A 14,474-nucleotide genomic window follows, 5' to 3' on the forward strand; every position below is an offset into this window, starting at 1 on the left:
AGCAGCAGAAATGAATTATTTATACTCTGGATACCACTTCAAATCACGAACTGCTTTGGCCATATCTGTTTCCTTAGCGCGTGCAAGACCTTGCTCTTGTGCTTTTTTAGCGACTGCTTCTGCTACTTTAATAGAAACATCTGCTACATACTTGAATGGTGGCAAGACAGGAGCTCCTGGTTGGTCTGGATTGACAATACCACTCAATGAATGCGCCGCTGCTCCAATCATTTCATCAGTCAAAAGACTTGCTTCAGAAGCCAGCATACCTAGACCAAGACCTGGGTAAATCAGGGCATTATTTGCTTGACCAATCACATAGTCTACACCTTTATAAGAAACCGTATCAGCAGGAATTCCTGTTGCGACAAAAGCTTTGCCATCTGACCATTCAATCAAATCTTTGGCACTAGCTTCTGCCAATTTAGTTGGGTTTGACAAAGGGAAGATCATTGGACGTTCTGTGTTTTCACACATAGCTTCTACTATTTCTTTAGTGAAGGTATTAGGCTGAGTTGAAGTTCCTACAAGAATGGTTGGCTTCACAGTCTTCACTACTTCAAGCAGGTCAGTCAACTTATCTGCGTTACTAAAGTCAGCACGTTTCTTAGCAAATGGTTTTTGCTCTGGTGTCAAGTCATCCATGTCATCAAAGAGAAGACCTTGTTTATCAACCATAAAGAAACGTTTATAGGCTTCTTCTTCAGAAAGACCTTCACTTACCATTTCACGAAGAACACGAGAGGCAATTCCTGCACCCGCAGTACCACCACCATAGCAGAGATAAACTTGATCTGTTAATTTTTCACCACTAATATCCAGCGAACCAAAGATACCACCCAAGGTAACGATTCCCGTACCTTGAATATCATCATTAAAGGTCGGAATTTGTTTCCGGTATTTTTCAAGAATATTGGCAGCATTCAAGCGACCAAAATCTTCCCAGTGAAGGTAAAGTTTAGGAAAGAGACGTTCTGCTGTTTGAACAAATTGGTCAATGAAGTCGTAGTAACGATCTCCGCGGACCCGTTCGTGACGATTTCCTAAGTAATTAGGATTGTTACGAAGTTCTTCACGGTTAGTCCCTGCATCAATGACTAAAGGAAGGACCATTGAAGGATCGATTCCAGCAGCAGCCGTATAGACCATCAATTTCCCAACAGAAATATCGACACCATTTGTTCCCCAGTCGCCAATTCCAAGGATTCCTTCTGCATCTGTTACAACAATGAGACGAATCTCGCGACCCCCGGCAGCGTTTTTCAAAGTGGCTTCAATATTTTCAGGATGATTGATATCAAGATATCCCGCATATTGGGGATCTACAAAAAGATCACTATAGCCTTCAATGGTATCTGCAATGGTTGGATCATATACAATTGGATTGAATTCTTCCAAATGTTGAGAAAAGAGGTAATAAAAAAGAGTCCTGTTGGTATTAAAAATTTCCATTAGGAAAAGACGTTTTTCCAGATCATTGGCTTTTGTTTGCATTTGTGCATAAGTTTGCGCCGCTTGTTCTTCAATCGTTTGAACATACGGTGGCAGTAAACCAATAAGGCCTAGTTCCTTTCGCTCCTCTAAGGTAAAGGCAGTACCTTTATTGAGGAAAGGATTGTTTAAAATATCATGTGCAGTCATAGTGCAACCTCCTTTTTATTTATATTATACCACATGAAACGAATTGTTCATGAAACGTTGTTGTTTAAATAATACAATTGTATACGCATATGTTATAATGAGCCTACGAAAACAATTTCTAATAGGCTCTTTTATACTTAAAACACTATTATTGATAATACTTTAAGTTGTTATATTTTATAAATTTCTGAACTCATCAAACTCTCGATGATCTCTCTTTACTAAAAGTTTCGAGTAAAAGAAACCAATCATACAAATTGACAATCCTCATTAAAATAAATATCATATAAGTTTGTTATGTAGTACTTTGTATTTTTTAAGGTGTTTTTTTGTCATATAAAACTTGTATTCTATTTATATGACAACTAAAAACTATTTACAACAATATATTTCCCAAAAAGTGAAATATTTTCGAACACAGAATAAAATGAGCCAGGAAGAACTTTCGGAACAAGCAGGACTCGGGCTTAAGTATATCAATCAACTTGAAAACCAAAATGTGAATCTGACCATTCACAGTCTTGAAAAAGTGATTGACGCACTAGAAATGACCCCAGAGGAATTTTTCAATTTTGATAGCCTTGAATCAACCTCTGATAAGAGTGACAATCTTTCACTCAAAAGAATCAACATGAAGATTAAACAGCTCCCTATTGATAAACGAGAAAAGATGTTGGTCATTTTCGAGAGTATCTTAGATAATCTTTGAGATCCCTGACTCACTTACATTTTAACTGGTGAATACTCGTATAGTCAAATTATAGGATACGGATAAAAATTATTTATCTGCTGTTTTCCACTTATTTTCCTTCTCCAACTAATGAAAGTGAGCCCATATGAATTTAAAAGATCTACAATATTTTTATGACCTCTGCCAACTTCAATCCTATACGGAAGTAGCAAAACAACATAAAGTCAGCCAACCATCTATTTCTTATGCTATCAAGCGCTTAGAGGAATCCTTTAACTGCAAATTGATTTACCATGACCCCTCGCATCGTTCCTTCAAGCTAACTCCTCAAGGACAAATCCTTCTAAAGCATACAGAACTGATTTTACCTGAGGTCATTTCTACTCGCAAAGAAATTAATCGCTCCTTGGCACAATACTCTACTGTAGGATTCCCTCCTATTATCATTCAATATCTCTTTGCTGCCTTAAACGAAAAAGATAAATTCGATTTTTTAAAAAAGATACGCCCTATCCGCGGTGGCTCCGTAGAGTTATTAAACCTTCTCCTTAAGGGAGACCTTAATGCAAGCCTACTCGGTTTGATTGAACCTCTCAACTATCCTTCAATAGAGACACACGAGCTATTTCATAAAGAACTGTATGTCGTTTTATCTAAGAACCATCCTTTTGCCACTGCTCCTTCCCTCGCTTTTGAAGAATTAGCAGATCAATCCTTTATACTCTTAGATGAACACTTTGTTCACCTGAAAGCTTTTGAAATGCTTAATCAAAAGTATCAAAACAAGGCAGAAATATTCTTTAAGACTGATGACATTGCCATCCTTAAAGAACTTTTAAAGAAAGGGATTGGCCTTAGTTTACTGGCTGATATCGCACTTTCTGATGAAGATGATGATTTAATAAAAATTCCGCTTATACCGAAGGATAAGATAACTTTTACAGTTTATTACGCCTACCTTAAATCAGCTACACCGTCATCAGAAGTAGAAGCCTTATTTAATCTCCTTAAATCATATGAATAGAAAAAACTCTAACTATCAATGAACTGATAGCTAGAGTTTTTTACATTGTAGATATTATACTCAATGAAAATCAAAAAGCAAACTAGGAATCTAGCCGCAGATAGAGCTGACGTGGTTTGAAGAGATTTTCTAAGAGTATTAGACTATAGTAGATTGAAACTAGAGTAATACGCCGCGACTTCTAAAACTTTTCTAGAAATGAATTTGACTTTCCTAATAAAGTTGTTCAGATTTTATTTCATCTCACTATAATTCAATGATTTTCTAAGAATTCTATTTCTTTCGAAAATTCTTTCAGAACGCTTTCAAAGTTTTTCAAATCAGTCCAACAAAAAAGGTTTATAATTTCCATAAAAGTTGACATGGAAATTATAAAACCATTATTAGTTTAGTCCTTGTTGGTAACGCGCCAATTCGGCTTGGTTCGCCCAAACATAGTGACCTGGACGGATTTCTACCATGGATGGCTTATCAGTCTCATAGTCGTGTTGACTTGGATCGTAAACCTTCAAGACCTTCTTGCGTTCCAAGATTGGATCTGGAATTGGTACCGCTGAAAGTAAGGCTTGAGTATATGGGTGAATTGGATTGTTAAACAATTCTTCTGTTTCTGCAACCTCTACAATAACACCCTTGTAAATAACTGCGATACGATCTGAAATAAAGCGAACGACCGACAAGTCATGGGCGATGAAGAGATAGGTCAAACCAAGTTCTTTTTGGAATTTTTTGAGCAAGTTCAAGACTTGGGCACGCACAGAAACGTCCAAGGCTGAAATTGGCTCATCCGCAATAACAAAGTCTGGTTGCATGACCAAGGCACGGGCAATACCGATACGTTGACGTTGACCGCCTGAGAATTCATGAGGGTAACGAGTCAAGTGCTCAGCAAGAAGACCCACTTCACGGATAATATTTTTAACTTTCTCTTTACGTTCTTCTTCATCCTTGAACAGATGATGATTGTAAAGACCTTCAGAAATAATATAATCAACAGTCGCACGTTCATTCAAACTTGCCGCAGGGTCTTGGAAAATCATCTGGATACGACGAATCAATTCCGCAGCTTGTTCACGCGATTTCTTTCCATTAATCTTTTGACCTTCAAAAATGATATCTCCATTACTTGTATCATTAAGACCGATGATAGCACGACCAATAGTTGTTTTCCCACTACCTGACTCACCTACAAGCGAGAAAGTTTCTCCCTTGTTGATAAAGAAGTTAGCATTTTTAACTGCGACAAACTTCTTACTTCCTTCACCGAAGGAAATTTCTAAATCTTTGATTTCTACTAATTTTTCAGACATTTCCTTCCTCCTAGTCTTCCAGATGGGCAAATCCCATTTTTTCACGGATCTTATCGTGGAGATTTGCAATCACAGCTGGTTTTTCTACTTTTGGAGCATCCTCATGAAGGAGCCAAGTTTTAGCCCAATGTGTCTCTGATACTGAGAATTGAGGAGCTTTTTGTTCGAAGTCAATCTGCATTGCATAGTCAGAACGCAAGGCAAAGGCATCCCCTTTCAGGTCAGTATAAAGTGACGGAGGTGTTCCTGGGATTGAGTAAAGATCCCCTTTATCATCAGCAAGCTGAGGCAAGCTAGACAAGAGACTCCATGTATATGGATGGCGAGGGTCATAGAAGACTTCCTCAACAGTTCCATACTCAACGATTTCTCCTGCATACATAACCGCTACCTTATCCGCAATACTTGCCACCACACCAAGGTCGTGAGTGATAAAGATTGTTGTGAAATGGTACTCGTTTTGTAAAGATTTTAGCAAATCAATAATCTGAGCTTGAATAGTTACATCCAAGGCAGTCGTTGGCTCATCACAGATCAAGACATCAGGTCGGCAGGCAAGGGCAATCGCAATAACGATACGTTGACGCATTCCTCCAGAATATTGGAATGGGTATTCATCAAAACGTCTATCTGCGTCTGGAATCCCAACCTTATTCATGTAGTCAATGGCCAATTCTTTTGCTTCTTTAGCTGTTTTTCCTTGGTGTTTTACAATAACTTCTGTAATCTGACTACCAATTGTTTTAATTGGGTCCAAACTAGTCATTGGGTCCTGGAAGATAGTCGCAATCTTAGCCCCACGAATTTGTTCCCAATCCTTGTGAGAAGATAGATTTGTCAAATCCTGACCACGGTAGTCAATGCTACCTTGGGCAATGCGACCATTTTCTTCAAGCATACCTGTGAAAGTCTTTGTCAAAACAGATTTTCCTGATCCTGACTCACCTACCAAGGCTAATACTTCTCCTTCAACTAGTTCAAGAGAAACGCCGCGAATGGCTGTCAATACTTTGTCACGAACGTCAAATTCCACGACAATATCGCGAGCAGTCAAAATTACATTTTTTTCTTTTGTCATTTCTACTCCTATCTATGTGTACGTGGATCACTAGCATCCGCTAAGTTTTGACCAACTACGAAAAGGGACAAGGATACCAAAACAAGGGTTGTCAATGGAATCCAGAACAAGTAAGCATTGGTTGTTACGTTTTGTGAATAATCCGAAATCAAACGACCCAAACTTGGCACTGTAATCGGCAATCCAAGACCGAAGAAAGACAAGAAGGCTTCGTATGAGATAAAGCTTGGAAGCATTTGAGTCATCGTTGTCACAATAACAGATACCAATTGTGGCATAATGTTTTTGGCAACAATCTTCAAGGTTGGTGTTCCCAAAGTACGTGACGCCAAGTTGTATTCCAAATCACGATAACGCAAGATTTGCACACGGATCATGAAGGCAATTCCAATCCATGTTGTTACACTCATGGCAAAAATCAAATTCCAGAATCCAGCTCCGATTGAGTAAGTCAAGACAATGACAATCAAAAGAGATGGGATGTTTGAGATGACATTATAAACTTCCATCATCACGCGGTCAACTGATTTTGAAATTCCCCAAATACCACCGACAAAAACACCGATAACCAAGTTAATCACTGTCGCAATCACAGAAATGAGGATAGAGTTACGAGCTCCGAACCAGACACCGTCAAAGAGCGATTTACCGTTACTGTCTGTACCGAACCAATGCTCAGCATTTGGCTTGATATAACGAGCACTAAAGTCGTTTACCTTGCTGACATCATTGAAATCAAACTTAGAAAACATTGGGTAGATGAAACTCATCAAAATGATAGCTACCAAGATTCCCAACATAACTACAGTTGATTTTTTCTTCATAAATTGTCTAAACACTGACTTCCAGTAAGAATATGCTGGCGCATCAATAGTTTCAGAGGCAAAATCGTCACGTTTTACAAACTGAAATTTTTCTTTATCGATTGTAGACATTATTTGCCTCCTTTCTCAGTCAATTTAATACGTGGGTCAATAATCGTCATCCAAATATCTCCCAAAAGAAGTGAGAAGATAGAAATACATGTAAAGATGAAGACAAGACCTACGACCATAGAGTTATTAGATGCTTTTACAGAGTCAATCAACATTTTACCCATACCTGGGAAGGCGAAGACTGTTTCAGTAAGGGTTGCACCACCGATAACCCCGATAACAGCACCAGGAATTCCTGAAACCAGCGGAACCATGGCATTTTTAAAGATGTGTTTGTTTGAAATTTCTTTTTCAGACAAACCTTTTGCACGAGCGAAACGAACAAAGTCTTGAGATTGCAAGTCAATCATGTAACGACGAATCCAAATGGCTGTACCAGGAGCACCCAACAAACCAAGGATGACTGCTGGTAAAACATAAGAACGCCAATCTCCAGCCCCTAAGATAGGGAATGAATCTGGTAAACCAATTGAGGAACCAATCAATCGAACAATATAAACAAGGGCGATTGTTGGAAGTGCCATCAAGAAGGTCAAAGCCCCTGTTGAGAAGCTATCGATCCAAGTGTTCTTGAAACGAGCCATGGCTGAACCAAGTGGCACGGCAATCGCATAAGAAATCACCAAACCAATCAAACCAGCAATAGCAGAGCTGACAATCATAGATGGATATTGGTAATTACTTTCAGTCGCTGTATAAGGATCATCTTTCCCATAGCTAGCTACTTCACGAGAATCAGCCTGGCTAGGTGACTTGTAGGTTCTTGAGTAAATATTTACAGAAGACGTTTTCTTACCTGTTGGGAACTGAACTTGGGCAGTTTTGGTTTGTCCTTGACCTTGAGTAATAACCTGAAGAACTGGTGTATTAGCATAGGTTGGATAAGAGTCACCTAAATTGATATTCACAAAATTTTGATGCACAAATGGGAACTGACTGTTGAAGTACAAGAGATATTTATGTTTAGTACCCGAACCGACCAATGACCATCCGATAGCTGGATCATTTTCGAAACGAAGGTAGCGTTTCAAGTCTGGATTTTCAGGGTCTTGAATTTTATTTGTATGGTCAATGTCAATCAAGTTAGCATAGAAGTGAAAAACACGTTCAAAAATTGGAATTTCACGAGTAGCATAAAATTGACCACTTTCAGTAAATTCTCCCAAAGTCCAACCATGACCTAATTGATTGATGTACTTTTCATAAATAGCTTTATTGGTCGCATTTGCCTCTACTGTTACAGAAGAATCCATGCTACTTGCCTTTTCTTGCAACTCCTTAGTATCGTAATACTCAATGTAGCCCATACGCTCAAACACAGTATTTTCATAGTTATCACGTTTATCAGCCGTTGTCGCAATTTTATTATAGTTAGGGTCCTGCTTGAAAATCAATTTTCGAGGAACCAAGGTATAGATAATCGTGTAGGTCAAAGTCGTTACTAAGAAAATCGAAACCAATGACCGCAAAACACGCATAAAAATATATTTTTTCATATTATTTCCTTTAAAAATCCCAAAAGAACCTTCTCCTCATGGAGAGAAAGTTCTATTAGAAATTATTTACTTCACATGACTTGCCAATTCTTTTTGAGCTTTCTCATTTGATTCAGCTTTTTCTTTCAACCATTTTTCACGAGCTTTTTCATACTCTTCTTTGGTGATTGCTTTTTCACCAACTTCAGTGTACTTCAAGTATCCTGAATTTTCACCTTTAAGACCAGATTCAGAATATGATGAGCTAAATGGTAGAACTTTTGAAACATATGAAACGGCTGTTTCTTTAGGAGAAGCCATTACTGGAATTGTCAAAGCATTGTCAGTCAACCAAGCTTGTGCTACCGCGTATTTTTCATAACGTTTTTGAACATCTTGGTTTTCGCTGTTTGCATCATCAAGTAATTTTCCATAGTCAGCTAAAGCAAGTTTGCTTACTACTGATGCATCAGTGTTTTGGTCAATACCAAGGTAAAGGCGAGTGTTTCCTCCCTTGATGACAAACTGATCCAAGAAAGTAGAAGGATCTTGATAGTCAGGGTTCCATCCTAGCAAGGTGTGGATATCCCAATCTTGCTCTTTAGCTGTTGGAGCACTAAATGAAATTGGTAAAGCTTCTGCTTGAGTCATTTGTTGCAAGTCTACAACAACATTATCTGAACCCAATACTTTTTCAATTGATTGTTTCAATGATTGAACACGGTTTACAACCGCTGTTGATTCTTGGATAACCAAGGCATCCAAGTGGATTGGGAATTCAACACCTTCAGCTTGTAGGCTTGATTTAGCTTTAGCAAAGACTTCTTTCGCTTTTTCTTCATTGTAAAGTCCATTTTGAGAATCTGCTAGAGATACGTTTGACCAAGTAGAAGAATTTGTCTTAGCCAAGCTATCTTGTACCAATTCACCAAATGTTTTCTTACCAACTTGAAGATTATATGGTGCAAACGTATTACGGATGGCTACTGCAGCTCCATCAGTACCATTTGTTTGAGCTGAATAAGAACTGCGATCTACCGCAAAGTTCAAGGCTTGACGGAACTCCTTATTTAGCAAAGCTTTTTGAGTAGATGTCTTTTGGGCATCACTTGTTTTGGCAGTGTGGTTATAAGTTGTACGGCCATAGTTCAAGCTGACAGTTGCAACACCCGCACCTGGTTCATTAAAGTAAATGTTATCTTTGAAGTCAGCTGCATATTTTTCATATGTAGAACTTGTAGGGAAGATACGAGCCTTGCTATATTGACCATCAGAAAAACCTTTGGCAATTACATCTTGATCCTTACCGTCCCAGAAAGTGAACTTAACATTCTCAATTTTTACATTTTCTTTGTCCCAGTAAGCGTCATTTTTAGCCATCTCGATAGATGATTTAGGAGTTACAGCCTTCAAGACAAATGGACCATTATAAAGAATAGAGTTAGCATCTGTTGGAGAACCAAAACCTTCCCCTTTTGAAGCTAAGAATTCTTCATTAACTGGCATCAAAACACCACTAGTTGTCTTGTCATTCCAGAAAGTTTCTGGCTGGTTCAAGGTATACTCTAGTGTTTGGTCATCAAGTGCTTTTACTCCAACGGTTGAAAAATCGCTTGTTTCACCCTTGATATAGGCTTCTAATCCTTTAATAGAAGAGCTAACGATTGAAAGTCCTTTTGATTTTCCATCTACCGCATGTTTCAAACCAGTGACAAAGTCTTTAGCAGTGACAGGAGCGTATTCCTCTCCTTCTGCAGTTACCCATTTAGCATCCTTACGGATTTTATAGGTATAAGTCAAACCATCTTTTGAAACTGTCCATGATTCAGCGATAGAAGGAACCAGATTACCATATTTATCGTTAGCCAACAAACCATCTACAGCATTTGTTGTGATGAATGATGTTGAATCGATATTACTGACAATATAATCCAAAGTTTCTGGATCTGTTTGATAAACATATTGGTAATCTTTTGCTAGTTTAGCATTACTTGAACTAGTGTTTGAACACGCAGCTAGAACTCCTGACGCTAATAAGGTAGCTCCTGCTACAGCAAGCACTTGACTTTTTTTCATTTCTTCACTCCTCGTAATAAAGTATAGGTTATTATCGATTATACCATAGATTTTAAGATGTTTCAAGAAAAATAAACGAATTTTCAGAATATTTAGGCTTATTCATACAAAAAATCTAAAAAAACTATTGACTGAGAATGATTTTCAAGGTATAATAATAAACGTTAAGGCGGTATAGCCAAGTGGTAAGGCACGGCTCTGCAAAAGCTTGATCGTCGGTTCAAATCCGTCTACCGCCTTTCAATACCGAATTTATCGGAATTTATCAAGATAAAAAGCCCGCAAAATAGGGCTTTTTTATTTTTTTCTTCGGATAAATACGGATAACTTACAAAAATTTTGGGGCAAAGTTCTTCCCATGACATAATTCCCTCATGAAATCAACTGAAAAAAGCTTCGTCACGCCTGGTGACAAAAGCCTCTAGTTTACTCTGTTTCTTCTTCTATTTCGACTTCTGTAATCTGGACTTTTACCTTGGTAACACGTCCATTTTTCACTTTATCATTGGTTAAGATAAGCTGTTTGTTTTGGCTGACTAATTCATAACTGAGTTTCTCAGTCGTTGGAATGGTCCCAACTCCTGTCAAATAATAACCAGCGATGGTATCAACGTCATCACTTTCCAGTTCAACATCAAAGTAATTATTGAAATCATTGAGGGTCATAGTTCCCTGAACAATGTAGGTATCCTCGCCAATCTGATGAACATCTATTGCCGCTTTGTCCGTTTCATCATCAATTTCACCAACAATTTCCTCTAAGAGGTCTTCCAAGGTCACCAAACCAGCCATCCCACCGTATTCATCCAGCAAGATTGCCATTTGTCTTTGGGTATTGCGCAACTCTTTTAGCAAGTCATCCACAAAAATAGTTTCAGGAACAAAAAGTGGATCTTGTAAAATTTTCTTCCATACAATATTATCAAAACCATCCACAAATCCTGCCTTAAGAAGACTCTTGGTATGAATAATTCCAATCACATTGTCCTTATCCCCATCATAAACCGGGATACGAGAATAATTTTGTTTTAAAATACTTTGGATAATGGTTTGACTATCATCCTGAATATCCACCATAAAGGCATCCGTTCGAGGAACCATGACTTCTCTGGCCATCAGTTCATCGAGCGAAAAGACACCTTGTAGCATCTCAATCTCATCAGCATCCAACGTTTCTTCACTATTTGTCAGCATATAGGCAATTTCATCACGGGTCATCTTTTCATCCGCATCATCGAATGACATAGGAGTCAAATGGCTCAAGAAATTGGTCGAAGCAGCTAAGAGCCAAACAAAGGGACTAACTAGTTTCCCAAGCCCAATGATAACCGGCGCTGTACGAATCGCCAAGGCATCCTTTAGATTAAGAGCGATTCTCTTAGGATACAATTCCCCAAAAACGATGGAAATATAGGTCAAAAATGCCAAGGATAGAAAAGTTGCCACAGCTTGTGCTGTTTCGCCATTCCCAAGCCAAGAGGCAATCACACGTCCTAGAGTATCAGCTAAACTCGCCCCTGATAAGATCGTAATCAGAGTAATCCCTACTTGAATGGTTGATAAAAAGTGGTTAGGATTTTCTAGCACCTTCAGCAGACGGATATAGCGTCTATCTCCTTCTTCTGCCTTTTGTTCAACCCGCGCACGATTAAGAGAAACCATGGCCATTTCTGTGGCTGAGAAAAAGGCATTTAATACCGTCAAGATAAACAATAAAACAAATTGTAGCAACAAATTCTGACTACTTGGGTCTTCCATAGTTCTTCTCCTAAAATAGTATCTTATCCTTTATTATATCACAAAATTTAATCCAGTACATATTATTTTTTTCTTAGTACCTATTCTAGCACTGCTTAAACTAGTAAAAAGAACCCCTACATCCATAAGTGACATAGGAGTTTATTTCATATTTTACTGAGTTACAGTTACTTCTCCAGTTCGGTAATCCAGTTGAAGTCCCTTTTGAACATTGGGAACTAGAACATTGAATTCCAATTCTCCATCCGAAGACTTGGCTTCAATCTGTGAAGCTGAAGGAACTAAATCCTCGTTTGAAGCGTAGTAAAGGGTTACACGGTAACGGACACGCTTGTTTTTATCCAAGGCTTTACGCACCTTACTTTCATAGTAGTTTTGACCAGTCGAATCCTCGGCTTGCGCCTGATTTGCCCAGGCTGTCTGAACAGCAATATTTTTAGGATTACTTGTTGAGGCATCAAAACCATCCAAGCCACCGATTAAGGCATAGCCTAACAAGTGACCTCTATCGACCGCATGGGTATAAGACCCCTTTAGATTCTTGACCTGATGCCAGCCTGGAGGAGTCCATGAAGTCGAACCGTTTCCAGTTTCTTCACGATTCTTGTACTGGCGAGTAGCCTTAGATAAGAGGGCATTTGCTACAGTTGGCACTGTTTCCTTGCCCACTGTCTTTGTTTTATTATCAGCGTAGGGCTTACTTGAAACCTTGGCATCTAGGTTTGTTTTATTACCATTGACGATAAAAGCACCTGAGCCATTCCACTCCAGACTCCCTTTTATTTGACTCTTGACTGCGTCTGTCAAGACACTTTCTGCCAATGATTGACTAGGAGCTTCAGACGCTTGTTTTTTCTGACTAACCTTTGTTTTAGGACTATTAGCTGTCGACTGCATCTGCTTGATATAATAGCTTCCCGCAGATAAAAGCAATAACACTAGTAGTCCGATCAGTGTCTGTCTTGTTTTTTTATCCATTTTTCTCCTTATCTCTAGAAAAAGACTGGTTCTCCAGCCTAATTTCCTGTAAATTTATGAATCAATTCCTGCCATTTTGCTGGAGACAGGATAGCCCATGGATCTTGACCCTTGCCCAAGATTCCATAACCTACCATTAAGCCGACACCTAGGGCTAGAGCACCCAAAAACAGTACCAAAATGACTAGAAGTAAACGCTTGATTACGTAGCTTGATTTCTTATTCATCTTCATCACTTGCCTCAATCCGCTGAATATTAGCACCTAGCTGTGCCAACTTCTCATGAAAACGGTAGTAACCTCTATCCAAGTGAACCAATTTACCGACCACAGTTTCTCCTTGTGCTACCAAACCTGTCAAAATTAAGGCAGCACTGGCACGAAGGTCAGTTGAAAGAACTTCTGCCCCCTGCAAAGGTTGACCACCAACAATACGAGCTGTATCACGGATAATCTCAGAGTGCAAGCCCATGCGACGCATTTCTTCTAGATGTTGGAAACGATTTTCGAAAACTGTCTCCACCATAGTTGATTCCCCTTTTGCGACGGTCATCAAGGCTGTAAATTGGGCCTGCATATCTGTTGGAAATCCTGGGTGGGGCAAGGTTTTCACATGAACAGCTTTTAAATTTTCTAGTTGAGAGCGAACTCGAATTCCTTCAGCCTCCTCTGTCACTTCCACTCCCATTTCAAATAACTTGGCAATCAAGGGACGGTTGTGCTCCCAGACAGCGTCTTTAATCAAGACATCACCACCAGTCATGGCAGCAGCTACCATAAAGGTTCCGGCTTCGATACGGTCTTGGACTACATTGTGAGTCGTACCATGAAGTTTCTCAACACCTGTAATGGTAATGGTCTCTGTACCAGCCCCCTTAACCTTAGCTCCCATTTCATTGAGGAGAATGGCTAGGTCCACAATCTCAGGCTCACGCGCAGCATTTTCAATCACTGTCACCCCATCAGCCAGAGTCGCTGCCATCATCAAGTTCTGAGTAGCACCAACACTTGGGAAATCCATATAGATATGAGCTCCATGTAAGCGATCAGCCTTGGCTTCGATGTAACCAGCTGTCTGACTAATCTTAGCCCCCATGGCTTCTAAACCTTTCAAATGCAGATCAATAGGGCGGCTACCAATCGTACAACCACCTGGCATGGATACTTTGGCATGACCTACACGGGCAAGAATTGGTCCCAAGACAACGATAGATGCGCGCATCTTGCTGACATACTTGTAAGGAGCTTCCTCAGTGATATCGCCAGTCGCGTCCACCTCAACAAGATGATCTTCTTCATTAAAATCCACCTTGGCATTTAAACCACGAACCACCTGATTCATAGTGAAAACATCTGACAAGATAGGAACGTTCTGCAAAACAGTCTTTCCTTCACTTGCTAGAATTGTCGCTGCCAACAAGGGCAAGACTGCATTCTTTGCTCCTTCAATCGTAACACTTCCTACCAGACGATTATCGCCACCTTGAACCACAATTTTTTCCATACTTA

The 14,474-nt window shown here is 39.3% G+C and carries 12 protein-coding genes and 1 tRNA gene; 3 read left to right on the forward strand and 10 right to left on the reverse strand.

The window, feature by feature from the left end; all coding sequences use genetic code 11:
- Positions 1-15: 15 nt before the first annotated feature.
- Complete coding sequence (locus HT714_RS02415) at positions 16-1,641, reverse strand: malolactic enzyme (RefSeq protein ID WP_173226050.1); 1,626 nt, start codon at positions 1,639-1,641, stop codon at positions 16-18.
- A gap of 358 nt (positions 1,642-1,999) precedes the next feature.
- Here HT714_RS02415 and HT714_RS02420 point away from each other — a divergent pair, with 358 nt between their 5' ends.
- Together HT714_RS02420 and HT714_RS02425 are read left to right on the forward strand one after the other, a co-directional pair.
- Positions 2,000-2,350, forward strand: a complete 351-nt coding sequence (locus HT714_RS02420) for a helix-turn-helix transcriptional regulator (RefSeq protein ID WP_000208712.1) — start codon at positions 2,000-2,002, stop codon at positions 2,348-2,350.
- Between the two features lie 127 nt (positions 2,351-2,477).
- Positions 2,478-3,356: a LysR family transcriptional regulator gene (locus tag HT714_RS02425; RefSeq protein ID WP_173251421.1), complete on the forward strand. Its 879-nt coding sequence runs from the start codon at positions 2,478-2,480 to the stop codon at positions 3,354-3,356.
- Positions 3,357-3,739: 383 nt separating this feature from the next.
- On the opposite strand, the gene HT714_RS02430 is transcribed toward HT714_RS02425, so the two are convergent.
- From HT714_RS02430 to HT714_RS02450, 5 genes are all read right to left on the reverse strand, one after another.
- Positions 3,740-4,666, reverse strand: coding sequence for an ATP-binding cassette domain-containing protein (locus HT714_RS02430; RefSeq protein WP_042900321.1), 927 nt, complete (start codon positions 4,664-4,666; stop codon positions 3,740-3,742).
- 10 nt (positions 4,667-4,676) lie between these two features.
- The gene (locus HT714_RS02435) at positions 4,677-5,744 is read right to left on the reverse strand and encodes an ABC transporter ATP-binding protein (RefSeq protein WP_173226046.1); all 1,068 of its coding nucleotides are present in this window, start codon (positions 5,742-5,744) and stop codon (positions 4,677-4,679) included.
- An 8-nt stretch (positions 5,745-5,752) separates the two neighbouring features.
- Entirely contained in the window at positions 5,753-6,679 is a 927-nt protein-coding gene (gene oppC / locus HT714_RS02440) for an oligopeptide ABC transporter permease OppC (protein WP_000103703.1), read from the reverse strand.
- On the reverse strand, positions 6,679-8,175 hold the full coding sequence (locus HT714_RS02445; protein WP_000759899.1) for an ABC transporter permease: 1,497 nt from the start codon (positions 8,173-8,175) through the stop codon (positions 6,679-6,681). The genes oppC and HT714_RS02445 overlap by 1 nt, the downstream gene beginning before the upstream one ends.
- Positions 8,176-8,241: 66 nt before the next feature.
- Entirely contained in the window at positions 8,242-10,230 is a 1,989-nt protein-coding gene (locus HT714_RS02450; protein ID WP_173226044.1) for a peptide ABC transporter substrate-binding protein, read from the reverse strand.
- 168 nt (positions 10,231-10,398) lie between these two features.
- Between HT714_RS02450 and HT714_RS02455 the strand changes: the two genes are divergently transcribed.
- Positions 10,399-10,469: transfer RNA gene (locus tag HT714_RS02455), tRNA-Cys, on the forward strand.
- 187 nt (positions 10,470-10,656) lie between these two features.
- Here the strand turns inward: HT714_RS02455 and HT714_RS02460 are convergent.
- The 4 genes from HT714_RS02460 to murA form a co-directional block, all read right to left on the reverse strand.
- A complete protein-coding gene (locus tag HT714_RS02460; RefSeq protein ID WP_173226042.1) occupies positions 10,657-11,988 on the reverse strand; it encodes a hemolysin family protein in 1,332 nt (443 codons plus the stop codon).
- A gap of 153 nt (positions 11,989-12,141) precedes the next feature.
- Positions 12,142-12,966 (reverse strand): DNA-entry nuclease EndA, encoded by an 825-nt coding sequence (gene endA, locus HT714_RS02465; RefSeq protein ID WP_173251423.1) that lies wholly within the window; start codon positions 12,964-12,966, stop codon positions 12,142-12,144.
- Between the two features lie 38 nt (positions 12,967-13,004).
- Complete coding sequence (locus HT714_RS02470; protein ID WP_033684807.1) at positions 13,005-13,193, reverse strand: DNA-directed RNA polymerase subunit beta; 189 nt, start codon at positions 13,191-13,193, stop codon at positions 13,005-13,007.
- Entirely contained in the window at positions 13,186-14,469 is a 1,284-nt protein-coding gene (gene murA, locus HT714_RS02475; protein WP_173251425.1) for a UDP-N-acetylglucosamine 1-carboxyvinyltransferase, read from the reverse strand. Before murA ends, HT714_RS02470 begins: the two co-directional genes overlap by 8 nt.
- Positions 14,470-14,474: the final 5 nt, after the last annotated feature.

It is taken from the genome of Streptococcus sp. 3705 (assembly GCF_013277145.1).
In the GTDB taxonomy this organism is placed as follows: domain Bacteria; phylum Bacillota; class Bacilli; order Lactobacillales; family Streptococcaceae; genus Streptococcus.

Excerpts from the sequence above, each read along its gene's own strand:
- HT714_RS02415 (WP_173226050.1), bottom strand. The coding sequence starts at position 1,641 with ATGACTGCACATGATATTTTAAACAATCCTTTCCTCAATAAAGGTACT.
- HT714_RS02420 (WP_000208712.1), top strand. The coding sequence starts at position 2,000 with ATGACAACTAAAAACTATTTACAACAATATATTTCCCAAAAAGTGAAA.
- HT714_RS02425 (WP_173251421.1), top strand. The coding sequence starts at position 2,478 with ATGAATTTAAAAGATCTACAATATTTTTATGACCTCTGCCAACTTCAA.
- HT714_RS02430 (WP_042900321.1), bottom strand. The coding sequence starts at position 4,666 with ATGTCTGAAAAATTAGTAGAAATCAAAGATTTAGAAATTTCCTTCGGT.
- HT714_RS02435 (WP_173226046.1), bottom strand. The coding sequence starts at position 5,744 with ATGACAAAAGAAAAAAATGTAATTTTGACTGCTCGCGATATTGTCGTG.
- oppC (WP_000103703.1), bottom strand. The coding sequence starts at position 6,679 with ATGTCTACAATCGATAAAGAAAAATTTCAGTTTGTAAAACGTGACGAT.
- HT714_RS02445 (WP_000759899.1), bottom strand. The coding sequence starts at position 8,175 with ATGAAAAAATATATTTTTATGCGTGTTTTGCGGTCATTGGTTTCGATT.
- HT714_RS02450 (WP_173226044.1), bottom strand. The coding sequence starts at position 10,230 with ATGAAAAAAAGTCAAGTGCTTGCTGTAGCAGGAGCTACCTTATTAGCG.
- HT714_RS02460 (WP_173226042.1), bottom strand. The coding sequence starts at position 11,988 with ATGGAAGACCCAAGTAGTCAGAATTTGTTGCTACAATTTGTTTTATTG.
- endA (WP_173251423.1), bottom strand. The coding sequence starts at position 12,966 with ATGGATAAAAAAACAAGACAGACACTGATCGGACTACTAGTGTTATTG.
- HT714_RS02470 (WP_033684807.1), bottom strand. The coding sequence starts at position 13,193 with ATGAATAAGAAATCAAGCTACGTAATCAAGCGTTTACTTCTAGTCATT.
- murA (WP_173251425.1), bottom strand. The coding sequence starts at position 14,469 with ATGGAAAAAATTGTGGTTCAAGGTGGCGATAATCGTCTGGTAGGAAGT.